Genomic DNA, 20,246 nt, shown 5'->3' on the forward strand with positions numbered 1-20,246 from the left:
CTTGAGTCCTTAAAAATAACCCAATGACATGTTCTAGCATATCTGCGGAAAATGACAACTTGATGAAATAAGTGATATTAACTACCTACGTTCAACAAGCTGTCGCACAAAACACACACGAGCCCTTCTCAACTACAACGTGCTAAATCGTTGGACTGCTTAACTTCGATTTGGTTCGCATTATAGTCAAAATTTCAAAATGCTGCAGAGCACCAACTAAGTAAGGCAATGTGTACTTATTTCAAGTCCGATAAATTAAATGTTTTTATCCCACGGTCTCCCATGCATTTTGCTTCTGATTTGTCATACTGCGCCAGTACAAACGCCCCGAGTACCAAGAGATCATTCCCAGAGATGCAAATACCAATTGCCCGATAGCCAAGGTCAGGCTGGAATGATCCAGTGCAGGCGCTACCATACCCGCCACTACTGCTCCAAGCATCGTAACAGCAGCAGACTGGCAAGAGGCCACTATCCCTCTGATTGTAGGAAATAAATCGAGGACAAGCAAGGTAGCGCCAGGAGCAACCAGCGACATACCAAAACAGTAGAAAAACAAGGGCATCACTGACCAGGGCAGCATAGCTGGCCAAATCGCGTGGTAAATCACGTTAAATAAAGAGGCTCCGATCAGGAAGCAAAAGCCGATATTGACTTGCTTCCAAACAGAAATTCTCCCTGCAAGGCGATTCGCCGCCAGTGCACCTAAAAATATGCCTGCGACTGAGGGAATAAATTGCCAGCCAAATTGATCTGGCCCCAGCTTTAAATGCTGAGTAATAAACGCTGGCGCGGCGGAAACATACAAAAAAAGGCCTGCAAAATTAAACGCAATCGTGCCGGCTTTAAGATGAAATAGCGGGGACTTAAACACCATCTTGTAACTTTTCCACAAAAACTCTGCACTGAAAGGCTGACGCTTTTCGATAGGCAAAGATTCTGGCAGCCGCTTGTAGCACGCCCAAAATAAAATCAGGGTATAGACAAAAAGTAAGAGGAAAATACTACGCCAGCTGAAATAGCTGACTATCCAACCGCCTAAAATAGGTGCAATTGCCGGAGCAATAGAAAAAATCATTGTTACCAGAGAAAGCAAGCGCTCAGCGGGAGCACCTGAGTACATGTCACGGATAATTGCGCGTCCAACCACCACACCAGCGCCCGCAGAAACACCCTGCAAAATCCTAAAGCCCCACAAATAATGAATCGTATGGACAGATGCACAGCCAAAGGAAGCTACGGCAAAAACAGCCAGCGACACCAAAATTACATTCCGGCGCCCGAACGCGTCCGACAAAGCGCCGTGCCATAGGGTCATGATGGAAAAAGACAGCATGTAGGCAGTCAACGTCTGCTGAACTTCAATTGGACTCGCCTGCAAACTCGACTGAATTGCCGGAAATGCGGGCAGATAAGTATCAATTGAAAATGGCCCCAACATTGCCAGCGCTGCGAGCAGCGTTGCGAGAGCGCCAGCGCTCACCACTTGCAAGTGAGAAGGCAGTGCTGCTGGCGGAGTCGCTTCTGGTGTAGGACTATTAGACATATTCAATCGCAATTAGCAGAATTTTATTCATCAGGATCATCAAGGGAAATTTAAATACCGCCCATGCACAAGTATTTCATCTCAAGATATTCATCCATTCCATAGCTAGAACCCTCGCGTCCCAGGCCAGATTGCTTAACCCCACCAAACGGCGCGACCTCATTCGAAATCAAACCAGTATTAATACCGACCATGCCATATTCCAGCTTTTCAGCAACGCGCCATACGCGACCAATATCACGGGAATAGAAATACGATGCCAGTCCAAAATCAGTATTGTTAGCCGCCGCAATCACCTCATCTTCGGTTGTAAACTTGATGACGGCAGCTACTGGGCCAAAGGTCTCCTCGACCATAATTTTCATCGTATTGGTAATGTTAGACAGTACCGTCGGCTCATAGAATAAAGCGCCGGCTGCATGTTTTTTACCACCAGCTAAAATCGTAGCGCCTTTCGCCAGCGCATCAGCAACGTGCTCTTCTACTTTGGCTACCGCCTGCTCATCAATCATCGGACCTTGGCTGATGCCTGACTCCATACCGTTACCGACCTGGATTTTCTTAGCGCCCGCAGCCAGTTTTGCAACGAAGGCGTCGTAAATCGACTCATGAGCATAGAAGCGGTTGGTACACACACAAGTTTGTCCGGCATTACGGAATTTTGATTGCAACGCACCTTCCACCGCCGCGTCCAGATCAGCATCATCAAATACGATAAATGGCGCATGCCCGCCCAATTCCAGAGCTAATTTTTTTACTGTCGGTGCGCATTGCTGCATCAAAATACGCCCTACTGGAGTTGATCCAGTAAAAGATAAATGCCGAACAACCGGGCTGTCGCACAATACTTTACCAACGGCAATAGAACGCTCTGAATCAGCGGTAACGATATTAATAATGCCTGCTGGCAGACCGGCTCTATGTGCCAACTCCGCCATTGCCAAGGCAGATAGCGGGGTTTGTTCCGCTGGCTTAATTACGATGCTGCAACCAGCCGCAATCGCGGGAGCGACTTTGCGCGTAATCATGGCAATCGGAAAGTTCCAAGGCGTGATTGATGCGCAAACGCCGATAGGCTGTTTTAACACCACCATGCGTTTGTCAGTCCAGGTCGATGCCATGACATCGCCAGTTACCCGCTTTGCTTCCTCGGCAAACCATTCGATAAAACTGGCGCCGTAAATTACTTCTCCTTTGGCTTCGGCTAAAGGTTTGCCTTGCTCAGCAGTCATTAACATCGCCAAATCATCGGCATTGGCAATCATCAGATCAAACCATTTACGCATTACCGCAGCGCGCTCTTTGCCGGTCTTGGCAGCCCAAGCTGGGAAAGCCGCTTGCGCAGCGTCAATTGCCGTTTGTGCGGCGCTAGCACTCAGGTTGGGAACGGTACCAATAATTGATTGATCCGCTGGATTATTGACTTCAAAATTATCACTAAAACTAAACCAGGCACCATTAATGTAAGCCTGATTACGCAATAAACTACTGTCTTTTAAATCGAGGGGGAAAGCGTTAGACATAGATTAATCTCCTGATGTGTTTTGTTTTAGATGAGACCAATCTAGATCTCGGCCGGATTATATAAAACAGCGTAAATTATGATTGATGACGCGACGTAGATGGCAAAGCATAAAGTAAAACGGGCGAACCTGCTGTGCAGCGTTCGCCCGTTTTTATGTGGAGTTAGGACAAGTTTTTAGGCTTGGCCTCTTCACGGCGGTTAAAGCCCGCCACCATATCGAACCGGAACAAGCGACATTCCAGGGCACCGTTGAAGAAAGGTGTCTTGCGCGACTCTTTTAAACGCAGCATCTTTGGCAAACCCAGATCAGCGGTGAACAAGAAAACACTCCAGCCAGCAAACCTTTGTTTTAACGTGCTGCTAAATGCACTGAAAAAATCGGTCGCCATCGCATCAGGCTCTACCGAACTATCACCGCGTAGGCCAATACGTTCGCCATAGGGCGGATTGGTCAGCAAAATACCTGGTACTTCAGTTGGCGCTTTGATCTCTTGCGCTTCAATTTGCTTCAACGGCACGTCAAAACGAATACCTGCCTTATTCAAATTATTACGCGTCATGCTGATCATGTCGCCGGAGATATCACTGCCGAAAATAGTCGGCTCTTCCGGCACGTGATTTGGCTTAACACTGTCCTTGATCGCTTGCCATTCGTCTTGCTTATAACCGGCAAACTTTTCAAACGCAAATTCACGACGCAAACCTGGCGGAATACCAGCAAGCATTTGTGCCGCCTCAATCAAAATAGTGCCCGAGCCACACATAGGATCAAACAGAGGCACGCCGGGTTTCCAGCCTGCAGTCCGCAACAAACCCGCTGCCAGGTTTTCACGCAAAGGGGCATCGCCTGTCTCTAAGCGCCAGCCGCGTTTAAACAAAGGCTCGCCTGATGTATCGAGATACAAAGTAAAGTTGCGTGCATCCACAAAACCGACGATGCGCATATCCGGATTTTTGGTATCAACCGAAGGACGCTGTGTAAATTGATCGCGGAAACGATCGCAGATCGCATCCTTAATTTTGAGGGTGGTAAATTCCAAACTTTTTAATGGCGATTTGACTGCGGTCACATCGACACGAATCGTGTGGTGGTAGCCAAACCAATCTTCCCATGGCTGCTCTAGGGTCAGATCATAAATATCGTTTTCGTTGAGATAGCCAGAATGCGCCATCCGTAATAACACACGCGAAGCAATGCGTGAATGCAAATTGATGCTATAGGCATCGCGCAATTCACCAGAGCAATGCACACCGCCGGGAACTTGCGTGTGGACATGCAAAGTTTTATCCAGCTGGGCAATTTCATTCAACTCTTCAGCGAGAGCGACTTCCAGGCCACGGGGGCAAGGGCAAAAATACGAGTAACGTGTCATGGGGAACCTTTTATCCAAGTTAATTTTTAAAGGCTAAAGCTCTTGCCTAGCCGGTATTTACATCTGCTTCTCAGCACTAAAACTAAGGTGAGTGCGTGCAGCATTCGCTCGCCTCATTACTTCATTCTATTGATCGTAATGCCAACTGCTAACCACTATTCCGGAAAAACGCGCTCCAAAAAATCTAAGCGATCTTGCCCCCAGTAGCTCTCGCCATTGAATACAAACCAAGGCACGCCGAATACATTGTTGGCGATTGCTTCATTAGTAAAGCGCTCATACTCAGATAACACGCTGGCGGTTTCTGACGATTTGATTAAAGCTTTACCGTCGAGCTCGCAATCAAGTGCTAACGCGGCCAAGGTATCCGTATCAGCAATATTTTTTTGTTCTGCCCAGACCGCTCGCATGATCGCACCAGTCAGTTTGAGTGCGGTCTCAGTCCCGTGTGCCAATTGCGCTGCAATAATCAAGTGTGCAGAAGAATCGCCTGCGACCGGAAAAAAGGTCGGCTGCAAATTCATCGGCAAATCCAGATGCGTACTCCAGCGCTGCATTTCTGTCAGACGATAGGCTTGTCTTTGTGCTGCACGTTTAGCTAAAGGCAAACCACCCGAAGTGGCGAACACTTTGCTTAAATCAATCGGTTTAAGATCAATCCGGATTGCATGTTTTTTTGCCAGATCAACAAAGCGCTGATGCCCCAAATACGCCCAAGGAGACTGCGGTGCAAAATAGTATTCACAAACTCTGTTCATCAATATTTCCTTGAGAATTTAACGAGCGGACTAAAACGGCTTCACTACCACCAACACCACAACAGCTAATAACAAAACGACTGGCACTTCATTAAACCAGCGAAACCAAGTATGCGCGCGTTTATTGTTGCCTTGTTCAAACTTTTTCAGAATACTGCCACAGGCATGGTGATAGCCAATCAGCAACACCACAATAAAAAGCTTGGCATGCATCCAACCGCTGCCGGGACCACGCCCGATACCTGTGGCAATCCAGTACCACAACCCAAAACCTATCGCTGGAATGGCCAGTATGGTCATAAACCGGTACAGCTTGCGGGCCATCAGCAGCAGTCGCTCGGTCGTAACCGGCTGATTCTCCATCGCCAGATTGACGAAAATCCTCGGCAAATAAAATAAGCCTGCAAACCAGGACGTCACGAAAACGATATGTAGTGCTTTAATCCAGAGCATGCATTTCTCCTGTTACTTATTATTGACGAACTTCGCCGTTACCAAATACCACATACTTAAGTGAAGTCAGACCTTCTAATCCAACTGGTCCACGTGCATGTAGTTTATCGTTAGAGATGCCGATTTCTGCACCTAAGCCATATTCAAAGCCATCTGCAAAACGGGTCGATGCATTGACCATGACCGAGGCTGAATCAACTTCACGCAGAAAGCGTATGGCGCGCGTGTAATCTTCCGTCACGATGGACTCAGTGTGTTGCGATGAATAGTGATTGATGTGTTCAATCGCCTCATCCATATCTTTGACTACTTTAACAGCAAGAATCGCTGCCAGATATTCTGTGCTCCAGTCCTCTTCATTCGCAGCCGCCAAATGAGGATAGTCGCTGAGTATTGCTGCGGCAGCAGGGTCGCAACGTAATTCGACTTGTTTGCTGGCGTAGAGTTTGGCTAAGGCGGGCAATACCTGCGCTGCAATAGCTTGCGCCACCAATAAGGTTTCCATCGTATTGCAGGTGCCATAGCGATGACATTTAGCGTTGAACGCAATATCCAGCGCCTTTTGCATATCTGCTTTATCGTCGATATACACATGGCAAATGCCGTCCAGATGTTTGATCATTGGCACTTTGGATTCACGCATTAAGCGCTCGATCAAACCTTTGCCACCGCGCGGGACGATAACATCAACATAATCTGGCATGGTGATCAGCTCGCCCACCGCAGCACGGTCGATAGTCTCAACTACCTGAACGGCGTCGGATGGCAAACCAGCACCGGCTAAACCTTCTTTGACCAATTGTGCAAGTGCCTGATTGCAGTGAATTGCCTCAGAACCGCCGCGCAAAATTGTGGCATTACCACTTTTAATGCATAAGCCTGCCGCGTCGACTGTAACGTTTGGTCTGGCTTCATAAATAATACCAATCACGCCCAACGGCACGCGCATCTGACCAACCTGAATCCCAGTCGGGCGGAATTTCATATTCGAGATTTCGCCTATCGGGTCTGACAGACTGACGATTTGCTCCAGTCCCTCCGCCATGCTGGCGATGGCTTTGTCGGATAAGGTCAGACGATCTAGCATCGCCGCTTCCATCCCATTTGTGCGGGCGGCAGCAAGATCTAACTCATTGGCTCCGCGCAAAATCGCTGCGTCGCGCCGGATCGCCGCGGCAATCAATAACAACGCCTGATTCTTTGCAGCCGTATTTGCTTTTGCCATGGCGCGCGACGCTTTACGAGCGCGTATGCCAAGGTCTTTCATGTAGGTTTTGATATCCATATCAGTTCTTTTAATTCGGTCTGTCTATGTCTGCTTGCGCTTTAAAAGTGAGTTAAGAGAAGATATATACTACCCACTGTATATTTTAACGTCCAGATATTGTCTGGAAGTTAATGCCATTTATTAGACATACTCCCCTGTTTTTACGTATTTATCCTATGCGCGGGCAACACGTAGACCTAATTGCAGCAAGGCATCCCAGGCGTCACCGGCAAATGCCTTGGCGCGTAAACCTTTGACCATCTTATCGACTTGCGCTGCCTCTTGCAGTGCCGCCTCTAAGGTCGCCAAACTCACCCGGCGTAGCGCAGGCTCCATCAATTTTTCACGCGCGCCCCAGATACGAAATTCCTTCAGCAGCATGCCAAGCGACTTGCCTTGTGCCATACCAGACTTGATTTTAAGCAAAGTCCGGATCTCTTCGGCAACTGCCCATAGTACCAGCGGCAAGGCCTCGCCCTCGCCCTTCAGACCTTCTAGCATGCGCACCAGTCTGGCGGCGTTGCCAGCCAACATGGCTTCGTTGACTTTAAACACATCGTAGCGCGCGACGTTTAAAACAGCGTCGTGTATTTGCTCAAAACTAAGTTTGCCTTGGGGGTGCAACAAAGCGAGTTTTTGAATCTCTTGATGTGCGGCGAGCAAGTTACCTTCTACTCTGTCCGCGATAAAGTCCAGACTAAGCCGATCAGCGCTTTGCCCTTGTGCAGATAAACGCAAGGAGATCCAATTAGGCAGTTGTGCCCGTTCCACCATCGGGATGTCGATATACACCGCCGCCTGCTGCAAGCTCGTCACCCAGGCAGCCTTTTGCGTCGCCCAGTCGAGTTTTGGCAAGGTAATCAGGGTCAGATTATCGGGAGATAGATGCTTGACATATTCTTGTAGTGCAGCGCCGCCGTCTTTGCCTGGCTTGCCGGTGGGTATGCGCAAATCAATCAGCTTTTTATCGCCGAACAAGGATTGTGATTGATTCACTGACAGCAGAGCGCCCCATTTAAAACTACGCTCTACAGTTAAAATTTCTCTTTCCAGAAATCCTTGTGTTTTAGCGACACGACGGATTTTGTCCGCGGTTTCTAATGCCAACAAATGCTCGTCACTGGTGATGACGTACAAAGACGCCAGTGATTTAGTCAGGTGAGCATCGATTGCATCAAAGCGCAATTGCATACGCTATTCCATCTTCAGTACAGCTAGGCGACGCATGATTTGCTGCACCAGATCGCTTTGCATATCACGGTATAACAGAGCTTCTTCAGACTCTTTCGCCAAGACTGCAGATTCGTTGAACGTGATATTGCGCTTGAGTGGGATGCTGGTTGGCTCTAACAACTCTTTACCAGCCTTGTCGCGCACACGGAATTTAAATGTGTACAACAAATTGTATTCACGTGCACGACCTTGGCTATTTAAAGACAAGATCACTTTCTCGCGTGTTTCTGCCAAAACTTCTAATGCCACATCGGCGCTTCTGACATCGTTAAAAATCACGGTATTGCCATTGGCACGAATATTCCGCCGCAACTCACCACCAAGCGGTGAGGTATCTGGCAAGCTAATATAAATACTAGAGAACGGAAAAGTCACCGGACCACGCAACGCAAAGCCGCAGGCGGACAAAATTACAGCAACTGACGCGATGCTGAAAAAGGTTAGCAATTTCCGCATCCAATCAGACCTTGTTGTAGAGTCTTTCTCATTACGCATATCGCCCGCTTTCGAATTAACGATCATAAAATTACCCGTCTATATTAAGGAACGATATTGACTAATTTACCCGGTACGATAATGATCTTTTTCGGCGTACCCTCAACAAAACGTTGCACACTCTCATTCGCCAAGGCTAAAGCTTCTATCGTCGCTTTATCCGCATCTTTGGCTACCGTGATACTACCGCGTAGCTTGCCGTTGACCTGGATCATCATTTCGATTTCTGTTTGTACCAAAGCCGCTTCGTCGACTTGGGGCCAAGGGGTATTGAGAATATCGGTGAAAGAAGCGGCATAACCCAACTCTTCCCACAAGACATGGGTCAAGTGCGGGCATGCCGGATATAAAACACGCAACAAGACACCAAAGGCTTCACTCAAAACCGCTGCATGACCAGCACCTTCTTGCTTAAAGGCTTCGATCGTATTCAATAATTTCATCGCGCCGGACACGACCGTGTTGTATTGCATACGTTCGTAGTCATAGCTTACCTGGCGCAAAATCATATGTACTTCGCGGCGTAGCGCTTTGCTGTCGGCACATAAGTTCGAACTTAAGTCAGTACTTAAGTCAGTACTGACTGAACTTGCAGGGCGCAATAACTCAGCATTTTTAAAACCGAAAGTCCAGACCCGGCGCAAGAAGCGATGCGCACCCTCAACACCAGAGTCGTTCCACTCCAAAGTCTGCTCAGGTGGCGAGGCAAACATCACAAACAAACGTGCTGTATCTGCACCGTATTGATTAATGAGTTCTTGCGGATCGACACCATTACTCTTGGATTTAGACATGGTAGTCATCTCGTATTCGAGTGCTGACCCATCCGACTTCAAGGTTCCGCCGGTGATCTGACCTTGCTCATTGGTGATGACGTTGACTTCTTCTTCCCAGAAATAATTCTTGCCTGCGCCTTCCGGTTTTTGGAAAAACGCGCCCTTCAAGACCATGCCTTGCGTCAGCAATTTGGCGAACGGTTCGTGCGCATCGATCAACTTCAGATCACGCATGACCTTGGTCCAGAAGCGCGCATACAGCAAATGCAAAATCGCATGTTCGATACCGCCGATGTATTGATCCATCGGCATCCAGTATTTACTACCTTCCGCAACCATGGCCTGGTCGTTACTCGCGTCGCAATAACGCATGAAATACCAGGAACTATCAACGAAGGTATCCATGGTGTCCGTTTCTCGTTTAGCTGGCTTGCCGCAACTTGGGCAATCAACATGCAAAAAATCTAAGCGTTTATTTAGCGGATTGCCTGAGCCATCAGGAATGCAATCTTCTGGTAACACAACGGGTAAATCTTTTTCCGGCACTGGCACCACACCACAAGCATCGCAATGGATAATAGGGATAGGCGTGCCCCAATAACGCTGGCGGCTGATGCCCCAATCGCGCAAACGCCAGGTAGTTTTCTTTTCGCCTAATTCTTTGGCTGACATTAATTCGGCGACCTTGCTGACCGCCTGTCTACAGGTCAATCCATTTAGGTCAACGTTAGAGTCTCCGCTATTAATGGTCAAGCCACGTTGCTTGTCGCCATACCATTCTGCCCATGCATCGGTGGAGTAGGTTTCACCTTCTACAGCGACTACTTGTTTAATCGGCAGATTATATTTTTTCGCAAAAATAAAGTCCCGCTCGTCATGCGCAGGCACGCCCATGACCGCGCCATCGCCGTAACTCATCAACACATAGTTACCGACCCAAACTTCAACTTGCGCGCCTGTCAACGGATGCGTGACGAACAGTCCCGTTGGCTGCCCTTCTTTTTCACGCACTGCAACTTCTGCTTCGGTCGTACCGCCTTTTTTGCATTCTTCGATGAAGGCAGCGAGTCCCGGATTACTGGCAGCAGCATGAATTGCCAACGGATGTTCCGGTGCCACCGCACAAAAGGTCACGCCCATGATGGTATCGGCACGGGTCGTAAACACGTACATCTTGCCGTCCTGAATCAATGCGCCGGTGGCGTCCTTGATGTCATGTGTGAAGGCAAAACGTACACCTTCGGATTTACCTATCCAGTTTTCCTGCATCAGGCGCACGCGCTCTGGCCAGCCGGACAGGTAATTCGGATCTTCCGGATTGGCGACTGCAGACAGCAATTCTTCCGCGTAGTCGGTGATGTTCAGGTAGTAGCCTGGAATTTCGCGCTTCTCGACCAGAGCACCGGAGCGCCAGCCGCGCCCGTCGATCACCTGCTCATTTGCAAGCACGGTCTGGTCAATCGGATCCCAGTTCACTACTTGCGTACGGCGTTCGCAAATGCCAGCTTCCAGCATTTTCAGGAACAACCATTGATTCCATTTGTAATATTCAGGCGAGCAAGTCGCTACTTCGCGTGACCAGTCAATCGCCAGACCCATAGCTTGCATCTGGGTCTTCATATAGGCGATATTATCGTAAGTCCATTTGGCAGGCGGCACCTTGTTTTTGATTGCAGCGTTCTCTGCCGGCAAACCAAAAGCATCCCAGCCCATCGGCATCAGAACGTTGTAACCATTCATGCGCAATTGACGCGCCAGCATGTCGTTGATCGTGTAATTGCGCACGTGCCCCATGTGCAATTTACCTGATGGATAAGGCAGCATAGAACAAGCGTAGTACTTCCCTTTTGGGAAGCGTGGATCGTTCTCCACCGCTTTGTAAGCGTCTATTTTTTTCCAATGGGATTGCGCAGATTGCTCAATGTCGGCTGGTTTATAAACTAAGCTGTATTTTTCTTGCATGGCGGGCTATATTTTCTAAATGCGAGGGGATCTTTTGAACCTTTGATTATAACTGGTTCAGGTGGCATCCTGATTAAGGATAACGCTGTAGATTACTTTTGATCGAGTGGTTGGCCTGGCTGCTCAGTCACAAAACCAATTTTACCCAAACCTTGTTCTTGGGCTGCCGCCATCACTTGGGCAATGATCTCGTAGCGAGTTGCTTTATCGGCACGCAATTGCAATTCTGGCTGCGGTAATTTTTGTGCTGCTTTTGCTAATTTTACGTTTAAATCTTTAAAAGTAATGACCTGTTTATCCCAATATAAAACGCCTTTAGAGTCAAATGAGATGGTGATGTTGTTTGGCAATTGGGGGGCCGTATTTGATTTTGCAATAGGTAATTCAAGCTTGATAGCTTGTGTCATCAAAGGGGCGGTAATGATAAAAATTACCAGCAATACCAACATGACATCCACCATCGGTGTGACGTTGATATCGGCCATAGCAGCCGGTGTTTTTGCTGCCGAGTCACTTGCCTGATTGAATTTACCGAAGGCCATAATGCGTTGAGATTTTTATTTACTACGTTGGCAAGCTTGTGGTTAGTTTATTGCTGACGTTAGCCGAGTTACGCTCTTATCCGCGCGGACTAAGGTGTGCATGCAGATCATGCGCAAAAGCATCTAGCTCTGCCATGGTAATACGGTTCATACGGTTAAAAGCGTTATAGGCCAATACCGCAGGAATCGCCACCATCAAACCTAATGCCGTCATGATTAATGCCTCGCCGACCGGACCAGCTACTTGCGCGATCTGCACGGCACCATTATTTGCAATCGTCGTCAGCGCATGAAAAATACCCCACACCGTGCCGAGCAAACCGACAAAAGGTGCAGTCGCTCCGATGGAGGCCAAAATACTTAAGCCAGATTCCAGTTTGACCGTAACACGGTTTAATTCTTGCCGCAAAACCCGGGTAAGAATGTCGCTTGTAGCAGAATTAGTATTAAGTCCTGCGCTAGCGCGTGCTGGTTCTGTAGAGAGTTTTAGGTCCGCAGCCGCCATACTTCTTCTCGCCAGAGAAGCATAAATGTCTTCGCTATCAGCATGACTGATCAGGCTAAGCGCATCATTGATATTTGGCGCTTTCCAAAAAGACTCAACAACTGGCGCGGTTTTGCGAACGCGCCAAAACGACCAGGTTTTATAAAAAATAATGAACCAGCTGACGAGGGACATCGCCATCAAAAAATAAGCTACTGCGTGGCTTATTTCATCAACTTGGGACCAGTAATCAAAAATCATAGGACTCGTTAAAAAGATCGTCGGTTAATAAATTAAATAGTCTCTGTGTTTCCAAAATAGAACTTACGCAAAATTGTCCCGGAAACGCATCGCGACGAAGACAGTACTTTAATACGGCTAGTCGCTGCAACGCGGCTGGCGCGGTTTTGCGTAACTCCTACTAAGCTACTGAATTCAAACCCAGCACATCAAACATATCGTACAAACCAGTTTTCTTATCCGCCAAAAACCGTGCTGCGCGCAAACTGCCGTGGGCATAATTAATCCTGCTAGACGATTTATGGCTGATTTCTACCCGCTCACCAATCCCTGCGAACATCACTGTATGGTCGCCGACAATATCGCCGCCACGAATGGTGGCAAAGCCGATCGAAGAAGGGTCACGTTCGCCGGTGACACCTTCTCGTGCGAACACGCCGACTTCGTTCAAATCACGACCTAGTGTACTTGCGATGACTTCGCCCATTTTTAATGCGGTACCGGAGGGCGCATCAACTTTATGACGGTGGTGCGCTTCGATAATTTCTATATCGTAGCCCTGCGCAAAATTCTTGGCTGCCATTTCTAACAACTTCAACGTCACATTCACGCCGACACTCATGTTCGGCGCAAATACAATCGCCGTTTTTTGCGCTGCAGCGGCAATCGCTGCTTTACCTTCATCATCAAAACCCGTCGTACCAATAACCATTTTAATGCCATGTTCCGCGCAGTAAGCCAGATGCGTTAAGGTGCCTTCAGTACGGGTAAAGTCGATCAGACAATCAGCATCTGCCAAAGCCGTCGACAAATCAGACTCAATTAAAACGCCAACTGGCTTGCCTAAACTGGCACCGGCATCAGCCCCCAAAGCAGGCGATCCAGGCAAATCCAGTGCGCCGACCAGTGCAACATCATCTGCCGCAGTGATGGTCTCGATCAACATTTTACCCATGCGACCAGATGCACCGGTCACGGCGATTTTTAATACTGTCATCGGAATACCTTGATTATTTTTTCTTATCTTTATCCGTCGTCAGGATAGAAGATTCAGCTCTCACACCAATTGCAGAAGTCGTAATATTGGCTAAGTAGTCTTTTTCGTTGGGCAAATTACCACCCTCAAAACGTTGCACAGTATTGTTCTTAAAAAATACCGCCACGCGGCTGGTGAGTAATTCGCCGTTCGGCTTTAATAAACGGAACGGGTAGTCCCAGCGGTCTTCGTGGAACATATCGGTCAATAATGCCGTACCCAGCAAAAACCGGACTTGCTCACGGGTCATGCCTTCTTTAAGTTGCGATACCATTTCTTGCGAGACAAAGTTACCTTGCTGAATCGTAATCCGGTAAGGCGAGATGTAACCTAAAAATTTGGATACGCCTGTTGGCGTCGTTTTTTGTGCGCCATCAGCAGAATTGAGTTTGGCGCCGTCTTTGTTACCAGCATCCGTCACTGCGGAGTCAGTGGAACTAGGGAGCTTGGTCACTGGCGGTGTATCCACCATAGGATTGAGCATAGCGCAGCCAGAGACACCAACTACACCAAACGCCAAAGCGAGAGCAGTCAAACCTTGCGCGGTACCTCGGGATACTTCAGAAAACAACAATCGCATAAATAACCTCAATGTGATGTGCAACGGTGTACAGTTTGCAAAAAATAATTAATTCAAACAGCTTATATCAATCTTACTTACTAATTTATTACGTTTAACTTTGGCGTTACTTGGGTAGTAACTTAGGTGGCAACTTAAGTGAGAGCCTACACAAAGAACACAAATACAGCGCGAAAGAATCTTAGAATAAAGCAGCATAATGAAATCACTCACTGATGCAAGCTTGATATACGTCGATTAAAACCCCAAAAAACCACCCTGAAATTACGCCGGGATTATGCTGAGATTCGCTTTGAGTTAAGCTCTAAACCCGATATCATAAAGCAGATACACTCTTTTTGACCGAAAACATGACGAATACCACTCCCAATCTCAAATCCAGCGGCCTGAAAGCGACTTTGCCAAGGCTGAAAATTTTAGAAATTTTCCAAAGTAGCCCAGTTCGCCATCTGACAGCGGAAGATGTTTATAAAATTCTGCTGAATGAAAATATGGATGTCGGTTTAGCGACGGTATATCGGGTTTTAACCCAGTTCGAACAAGCCGGATTGTTAAATCGTAATCATTTTGAAACCGGCAAAGCCATCTTTGAACTAAACGAAGGTTCGCATCACGACCATTTGGTCTGTTTGGACTGCGGTTTGGTAGAAGAGTTCTATGACGAGCAAATTGAGAAGCAACAACATGCCGTTGCACTGGAGCGTGGCTTTACTATTGCTGAACATTCGCTAGCGATGTATGGTCATTGCACCAAACAAAATTGCGAACACAGAAATCGCAAATCATAAAAAATGAGAACACAAGTATCAGCTTCTACTGATATTTACTGATCAAATTCGTACTCAAACGTCGCTACTGGTATTTTCGCTGCTAGCATTTTGCTTACGAATTTTTTCTACTACCCCTGCCACTGCATCAATCACTCGCTGTGAATTAAAAGGTTTTACGATATAGCCGTGAATACCGGCTTTAACAGCCTCCGTCACCGTGGCTTGATCTTTATTCGCAGTCACCATCAAAATCATCGCATTTGGCAATGCTTCCTTCATTTTTGGCAATATTTCTAAGCCGCCGATTTTAGGCATAACTACATCCAATAGAATAATTTGCGGATTGAGTTTGATCGCCATTTCCAAACCCGACCCACCATCAGAAGCATCGCCAACGACGTTATAACCCTCGCTGCGCAGTACTACCCGTAAAACCTCACGAGTCATATCATTGTCGTCAACAATTAAAACAGAGATATTTTTGTTGTTCATAACAACCTCATTATTTGGAATTTGGATACTGGATATCGGCTATTGACTTAGCGCATTTGAGAGTAGCTTTGCAGTGATATCAACAATAGGAATAACACGTTCATAAGCCATACGAGTTGGCCCTATCACCCCAAGCGTGCCGACAATTTTACCGTTCACGCCATAAGGCGCAGTGACAATACTCATTTCATCCATCGGTACGAGTTGCGATTCGCCTCCGATAAAAATTTGTACCCCGGTCGCTTTACTAGACACGTCCAGCAATTGCATCAGTCCGGTTTTTTGCTCGAACATATCAAATAACTTACGCAAAGAAGTCATATTATTCGACAAGTCCTGCACATTGAGCAAATTGCGCTCGCCCGAAATCACCACCTCGTCCGACTGATCTGACATCGCATCACTGCCCGCTTCGACCGCCGCTTGCATCAGGCGCGTCATATCGTTTTGCAATTGGCGTAATTCAGTGTTGATACGTAAGCGAGCGTCTTCAAAACTCAATCCACCAAAATTTTGATTCAGATAATTCGCGGCCTGCACCAATTGCGAGGAGTTGTAATCAACATCGGTCAGCAGCAAGCGGTTATGCACTTCGCCATTGGGCGCGACCACGACCAGCAAAATCCGCTTTTCAGATAAGCGTAAAAACTCGACTTGCTGGAATGTTGATTCATGCCGCGGGGTCATGACTACACCTGCAAATTGCGATAGCGACGACAACACCTGAGCCGCGTTAGAAATAATTTTTTGTGGGGAATTAGAAAACACGCTCGCTTGCATACGCGACTCCAGCGCAGTGCCATCAAATTCCTGCACGGTCAGTAGTTTGTCCACAAACACGCGGTACCCGCGCGGGGTCGGAATCCGTCCCGCCGACGTATGCGGGCTGGCGACAAAGCCCATTTCTTCCAGATCTGCCATCACATTACGAATGGTGGCAGGAGACAACTCCAATCCAGAAATTTTTGAGAGCGCCCGCGAACCCACCGGCTGACCATCAGCGATGTAGCGTTCTACCAGAGCTTTAAGTAATGTTTGTGCGCGAATATCGAGTTGCATGTTTGTATTCTATGCGAGCGTTGTAATCAATGACATAGAAATATAAACCCATATTCGCTTGCAATGAAGCAAGACGCTTATTATTTGGTGCTTTTAATGCAATTCTCAAATTTTCCCTCGCTGCATCTTCATAATATCTGTTTACTTTGATATTTCAATTAATATAGAATTATCGAAATTAAATAGAAAATTAAACCCAGATTTTCCATTGGAACAGCGACAAGTGTGTCTTTGGCGGACTGACTGGCTAGACGCGACGACGACGCAAGCTGCATCTTGCCAGGAGGGGCAACAACGCCAGGCAGTTCGCCAAAGGTGCAATTGTCGCTGTAGCGCTCCCACTCAAATCGCGGTGGTGTTATCCCTCTGAAGACTACACGCCGTCTGCGTTTTTTGCGAAGTGGTAGCGGTCTAATGGAAAATCTGGGTTAAAACAAGGGGAATTAAATATGGAAACGAAACAAGCTGTTAGCGCCCTCGCCGCGATTGCCCAAGATTCCCGCCTGGCGATCTTCCGCTTGCTAGTCCAAAGTGGCCCCAGCGGCGTCATCGCCAGCAAAATCAGCGAACTCCTTGGCATTGCGCCATCGTCTTTATCCTTTCATCTAAAAGAGCTGATGCATGCCGGTTTGATCACGGTGCAACAAGATGGGCGATTTATGATTTACGCCGCCAATTTTACGGTGATGAATGATCTGATCAGCTTTTTGACGGAAAACTGCTGTGGCGGAAATCCTTGCTCTCCAAATGCGACCTGCGCACCGATGGATCAGCAAGTCACCGAGCGAGAGAATAATCGCGGCAGTACTGCAAACCTATGACCCAAATCTCCGCTAATAATCGGATCAAAGCGAACTTATCCCGACGTCTGGTCGCCGAAGGTCTGGGTACGGCGTTTTTGCTCGCGATTGTGATCGGCTCTGGCATCATGGCCGAACGCTTGTCCGCTGGTAATGTTGCAATCGCTCTGCTGGCGAATGCGATAGCGACCGGGGCTGGTTTAGTTGCCTTGATTTTGATGTTTGGCGCGGTATCGGGTGCGCATTTTAATCCGGTAGTCAGCCTATCCGAAGCATGGCAAAAAAATTTGCCCTCATCAGAATTGTTAGCTTATATCGCCGTTCAAATTGTGGGGGCATTTGCGGGTGTGGCAGCTGCACATTACATGTTTGATGATCCATTATTTTTTGCATCAACACATGTACGAACTGGCGCTGGCCAGTGGTGGAGTGAGTTTGTTGCGACCTTTGGTTTGATTGCCACCATCATCGGCTGCTCGCGCAGCAAGCCTAATACAACGCCATTTGCCGTTGCCGCTTACATCACAGCAGCGTATTGGTTCACCTCCTCGACCTCGTTTGCCAATCCGGCAGTGACCCTGGCGCGTGCCGCGAGCAATACCTTTGCAGGAATCAGACCGGCAGATACGCCGGGCTTTATCGCTGCTCAGTTGCTGGGGGCGGCCGCTGCAACGCTGCTATTTTGCTGGCTTTATCCAGCACCGCTGTCAGAAGTAAAAGCATAGCAAGCAAGCTTGCGCCCAACGATTTTGCTTAAATCATTCCGGCTACTCGCAATATTTTTTAAGCTAACTATTACTTAATTACTTAATCACTTAATTACCTAGGCGGACTTCCATGACGATCACGATTTATCACAATCCCAAATGCGGCACCTCGCGCAATACGCTGGCCTTAATACGCAATACCGGCATCGAGCCAGAAGTCATTGAATACCTGATCACGCCGCCAAGTCACGATAAATTGCTGGAGTTAATTGCGGCCATGGGCATCCCGGTACGTGACTTGCTACGACAAAAAGGGACGCCGTACGAAGAGCTCAAATTGGACGACAGCAAATGGACTGACGATGAGCTAATCAACTTTATGTTGACCCATCCCATCCTGATCAACCGCCCGATTGTCGTCACGCCAATGGGAGCTAAGCTATGCAGACCGTCCGAACTGGTGTTAGATATTTTACCGTCACCGCAACTGGGTGAATTCGTCAAAGAAGATGGCGAAAAAGTGATCGAATTGATTGATAACGAGGCTCGCCGTGTCCAAGCTAAATGATCTGCCTAATCTGGATCAGGACTTATTTACAGTACCTGACAATACACAGTTAAGACCCGCAGCGCCTGCCACACATGCGCCGCGTTTTTTACTGTTGTATGGTTCGCTACGCGAGCGCTCGTATAGCAAATTACTAACGCTGGAGGCGGCTCGTTTGTTAGAAGCGATGGGTGGTGAGGTACGCGTATTCGATCCACAAGGCTTGCCTTTACCGGACGGCGCGCCAGAGGATCATCCCAAGGTCAAAGAGTTACGTGATTTATCTTTGTGGGCGGAAGGCATGGTCTGGTGCTCGCCAGAACGCCATGGCGCGATGACCGGGATTATGAAAGCGCAGATAGACTGGATTCCTCTGTCAATCGGCGCTGTGCGTCCGACACAGGGTAAAACGCTGGCAGTCATGGAAGTTTCCGGCGGATCGCAATCGTTCAATGCTGTCAATCAGTTGCGCATTTTGGGTCGCTGGATGCGTATGCTGACGATACCCAATCAATCATCAGTCGCCAAAGCATTTTTAGAATTCGATGATGCGGGACGGATGAAGCCATCAGCGTATTACGACCGTGTGGTGGATGTGATGGAAGAGTTGATGAAGTTCACGCTGCTGACCCGCGATGTCGCACCGTATCTGGTGGATCGATACAGCGAACGTAAAGAGAGTGCCGAGGCTTTGTCTAAACGTGTGAACCAAGGATCGATATAAAGACCGATTAGAAAACGTGACGTCCATCTGAATTAACCGACATACGGCAAAATCATCCAGCACTACATTCTTACGTAAAAAAATATACTCCCCCTATTTTTTATAAAATATCTCTTATCGTCCAGACTTTATATGGACACTCTATATATACATATGACAGTATATTAATAACCCATAGGCAATTGTGCAGCGGACTGAGATCAAAACAGAAACCAAATGGAATCGCATCAACACTGGCGCGATGTCCGCTAGCGTATTTTCCCGCTATAATCGTCGCCATATGAAAAAGCCCGTCAGACTATTCTTATTATGGATATTGATGATTGCGATCCCGCTGCAAGGTTTGGCGGCGGCGTCTATGCTGATGTGCGGCAGTCAGCATCATATGAACCCATCACACCCAATGCAACAACACGCAAGTCCATCAGATCAGCAAGTTATGCATGATGAAATGCATCACGATATGCTAAGCGATCAGGTGAACAATGCATTAAGTAATACTGTGAGTAATACAGCCAGCAACAATAGCCATAGCCACCACAGTGGCGATACCAATCTATCGGTCAAACATAAATGTAGTGCCTGCGCCGCTTGCTGTGTCGGTGCTGTGATTCTGAGTGATGCGATCAAACCGCAAGTCAATGCAGCCGCATCTGAACGTATCGCTTTTCAAACCATCTCCCACGTTGGATTTATTACCAACGGTCCAGAGCGCCCTCCTCGATTTTTCGCTTAAGCAGTGTCTTGTCGCGTCCGCAATTTGTCATTGCGGTCATACAGTGTCAGCACTCGCATGCTGTAAGCCCAAAACTATAAGCCATAGTTAAATAAGCCATAGTTAATCTACTTTTTTCTGTCTCCATCAATGGGAATTTCT

The 20,246-nt window shown here is 47.7% G+C and carries 21 protein-coding genes; 6 read left to right on the forward strand and 15 right to left on the reverse strand.

Annotated elements, in window-relative coordinates:
• Nucleotides 1-265: 265 nt before the first annotated feature.
• From QN395_RS08480 to QN395_RS08540, 13 genes are all read right to left on the reverse strand, one after another.
• Nucleotides 266-1,546 carry a multidrug effflux MFS transporter gene (locus QN395_RS08480; protein ID WP_322121408.1) on the reverse strand — a complete coding sequence of 427 codons (1,281 nt, stop codon included), beginning with the start codon at nucleotides 1,544-1,546 and terminating at the stop codon, nucleotides 266-268.
• 50 nt (nucleotides 1,547-1,596) lie between these two features.
• Nucleotides 1,597-3,069 carry an NAD-dependent succinate-semialdehyde dehydrogenase gene (locus QN395_RS08485; protein ID WP_322121407.1) on the reverse strand — a complete coding sequence of 491 codons (1,473 nt, stop codon included), beginning with the start codon at nucleotides 3,067-3,069 and terminating at the stop codon, nucleotides 1,597-1,599.
• Nucleotides 3,070-3,232: 163 nt separating this feature from the next.
• Nucleotides 3,233-4,444 carry a class I SAM-dependent RNA methyltransferase gene (locus tag QN395_RS08490; protein ID WP_322121406.1) on the reverse strand — a complete coding sequence of 404 codons (1,212 nt, stop codon included), beginning with the start codon at nucleotides 4,442-4,444 and terminating at the stop codon, nucleotides 3,233-3,235.
• Between the two features lie 155 nt (nucleotides 4,445-4,599).
• Nucleotides 4,600-5,202, reverse strand: coding sequence for a 2-hydroxychromene-2-carboxylate isomerase (locus QN395_RS08495; RefSeq protein WP_322121405.1), 603 nt, complete (start codon nucleotides 5,200-5,202; stop codon nucleotides 4,600-4,602).
• 30 nt (nucleotides 5,203-5,232) lie between these two features.
• Complete coding sequence (locus QN395_RS08500) at nucleotides 5,233-5,655, reverse strand: CopD family protein (protein WP_322121404.1); 423 nt, start codon at nucleotides 5,653-5,655, stop codon at nucleotides 5,233-5,235.
• Nucleotides 5,656-5,674: 19 nt separating this feature from the next.
• Complete coding sequence (locus tag QN395_RS08505; RefSeq protein WP_322121403.1) at nucleotides 5,675-6,940, reverse strand: glutamate-5-semialdehyde dehydrogenase; 1,266 nt, start codon at nucleotides 6,938-6,940, stop codon at nucleotides 5,675-5,677.
• A gap of 156 nt (nucleotides 6,941-7,096) precedes the next feature.
• Entirely contained in the window at nucleotides 7,097-8,113 is a 1,017-nt protein-coding gene (gene holA / locus QN395_RS08510; protein WP_322121402.1) for a DNA polymerase III subunit delta, read from the reverse strand.
• A 3-nt stretch (nucleotides 8,114-8,116) separates the two neighbouring features.
• Complete coding sequence (lptE, locus tag QN395_RS08515; protein WP_322121401.1) at nucleotides 8,117-8,677, reverse strand: LPS assembly lipoprotein LptE; 561 nt, start codon at nucleotides 8,675-8,677, stop codon at nucleotides 8,117-8,119.
• A 17-nt stretch (nucleotides 8,678-8,694) separates the two neighbouring features.
• Nucleotides 8,695-11,388, reverse strand: coding sequence for a leucine--tRNA ligase (gene leuS / locus QN395_RS08520; protein WP_323492014.1), 2,694 nt, complete (start codon nucleotides 11,386-11,388; stop codon nucleotides 8,695-8,697).
• Nucleotides 11,389-11,480: 92 nt separating this feature from the next.
• Nucleotides 11,481-11,930: a biopolymer transporter ExbD gene (locus QN395_RS08525; protein WP_322121399.1), complete on the reverse strand. Its 450-nt coding sequence runs from the start codon at nucleotides 11,928-11,930 to the stop codon at nucleotides 11,481-11,483.
• Nucleotides 11,931-12,006: 76 nt separating this feature from the next.
• Nucleotides 12,007-12,675 carry a MotA/TolQ/ExbB proton channel family protein gene (locus tag QN395_RS08530; RefSeq protein WP_323492015.1) on the reverse strand — a complete coding sequence of 223 codons (669 nt, stop codon included), beginning with the start codon at nucleotides 12,673-12,675 and terminating at the stop codon, nucleotides 12,007-12,009.
• A gap of 160 nt (nucleotides 12,676-12,835) precedes the next feature.
• The gene (gene dapB, locus QN395_RS08535) at nucleotides 12,836-13,651 is read right to left on the reverse strand and encodes a 4-hydroxy-tetrahydrodipicolinate reductase (RefSeq protein ID WP_322121397.1); all 816 of its coding nucleotides are present in this window, start codon (nucleotides 13,649-13,651) and stop codon (nucleotides 12,836-12,838) included.
• A 13-nt stretch (nucleotides 13,652-13,664) separates the two neighbouring features.
• The gene (locus QN395_RS08540) at nucleotides 13,665-14,270 is read right to left on the reverse strand and encodes an outer membrane protein assembly factor BamE (protein ID WP_322121396.1); all 606 of its coding nucleotides are present in this window, start codon (nucleotides 14,268-14,270) and stop codon (nucleotides 13,665-13,667) included.
• Nucleotides 14,271-14,620: 350 nt separating this feature from the next.
• Between QN395_RS08540 and fur the strand changes: the two genes are divergently transcribed.
• Nucleotides 14,621-15,058, forward strand: a complete 438-nt coding sequence (fur, locus tag QN395_RS08545; RefSeq protein WP_322121395.1) for a ferric iron uptake transcriptional regulator — start codon at nucleotides 14,621-14,623, stop codon at nucleotides 15,056-15,058.
• Between the two features lie 54 nt (nucleotides 15,059-15,112).
• Here fur and QN395_RS08550 read toward each other — a convergent pair whose 3' ends face one another.
• Complete coding sequence (locus tag QN395_RS08550; protein ID WP_322121394.1) at nucleotides 15,113-15,532, reverse strand: response regulator; 420 nt, start codon at nucleotides 15,530-15,532, stop codon at nucleotides 15,113-15,115.
• A 39-nt stretch (nucleotides 15,533-15,571) separates the two neighbouring features.
• A complete protein-coding gene (hrcA, locus tag QN395_RS08555) occupies nucleotides 15,572-16,591 on the reverse strand; it encodes a heat-inducible transcriptional repressor HrcA (protein ID WP_322121393.1) in 1,020 nt (339 codons plus the stop codon).
• Between the two features lie 449 nt (nucleotides 16,592-17,040).
• Here hrcA and QN395_RS08560 point away from each other — a divergent pair, with 449 nt between their 5' ends.
• The 5 genes from QN395_RS08560 (at nucleotide 17,041) to QN395_RS08580 (ending at nucleotide 20,105) form a co-directional block, all read left to right on the forward strand.
• Nucleotides 17,041-17,412, forward strand: a complete 372-nt coding sequence (locus tag QN395_RS08560; protein ID WP_322121392.1) for a metalloregulator ArsR/SmtB family transcription factor — start codon at nucleotides 17,041-17,043, stop codon at nucleotides 17,410-17,412.
• Nucleotides 17,409-18,116, forward strand: a complete 708-nt coding sequence (locus QN395_RS08565) for an MIP/aquaporin family protein (RefSeq protein WP_322121391.1) — start codon at nucleotides 17,409-17,411, stop codon at nucleotides 18,114-18,116. Before QN395_RS08560 ends, QN395_RS08565 begins: the two co-directional genes overlap by 4 nt.
• A gap of 112 nt (nucleotides 18,117-18,228) precedes the next feature.
• Complete coding sequence (arsC, locus tag QN395_RS08570; RefSeq protein ID WP_322121390.1) at nucleotides 18,229-18,666, forward strand: arsenate reductase (glutaredoxin); 438 nt, start codon at nucleotides 18,229-18,231, stop codon at nucleotides 18,664-18,666.
• Nucleotides 18,635-19,369 carry an arsenical resistance protein ArsH gene (gene arsH / locus QN395_RS08575; protein ID WP_322121699.1) on the forward strand — a complete coding sequence of 245 codons (735 nt, stop codon included), beginning with the start codon at nucleotides 18,635-18,637 and terminating at the stop codon, nucleotides 19,367-19,369. Before arsC ends, arsH begins: the two co-directional genes overlap by 32 nt.
• A gap of 184 nt (nucleotides 19,370-19,553) precedes the next feature.
• On the forward strand, nucleotides 19,554-20,105 hold the full coding sequence (locus QN395_RS08580; protein WP_323492016.1) for a hypothetical protein: 552 nt from the start codon (nucleotides 19,554-19,556) through the stop codon (nucleotides 20,103-20,105).
• Nucleotides 20,106-20,246 lie beyond the last annotated feature (141 nt).

Origin of the sequence: Undibacterium sp. RTI2.2 (assembly GCF_035018705.1) — a bacterium.
In the GTDB taxonomy this organism is placed as follows: domain Bacteria; phylum Pseudomonadota; class Gammaproteobacteria; order Burkholderiales; family Burkholderiaceae_D; genus Undibacterium.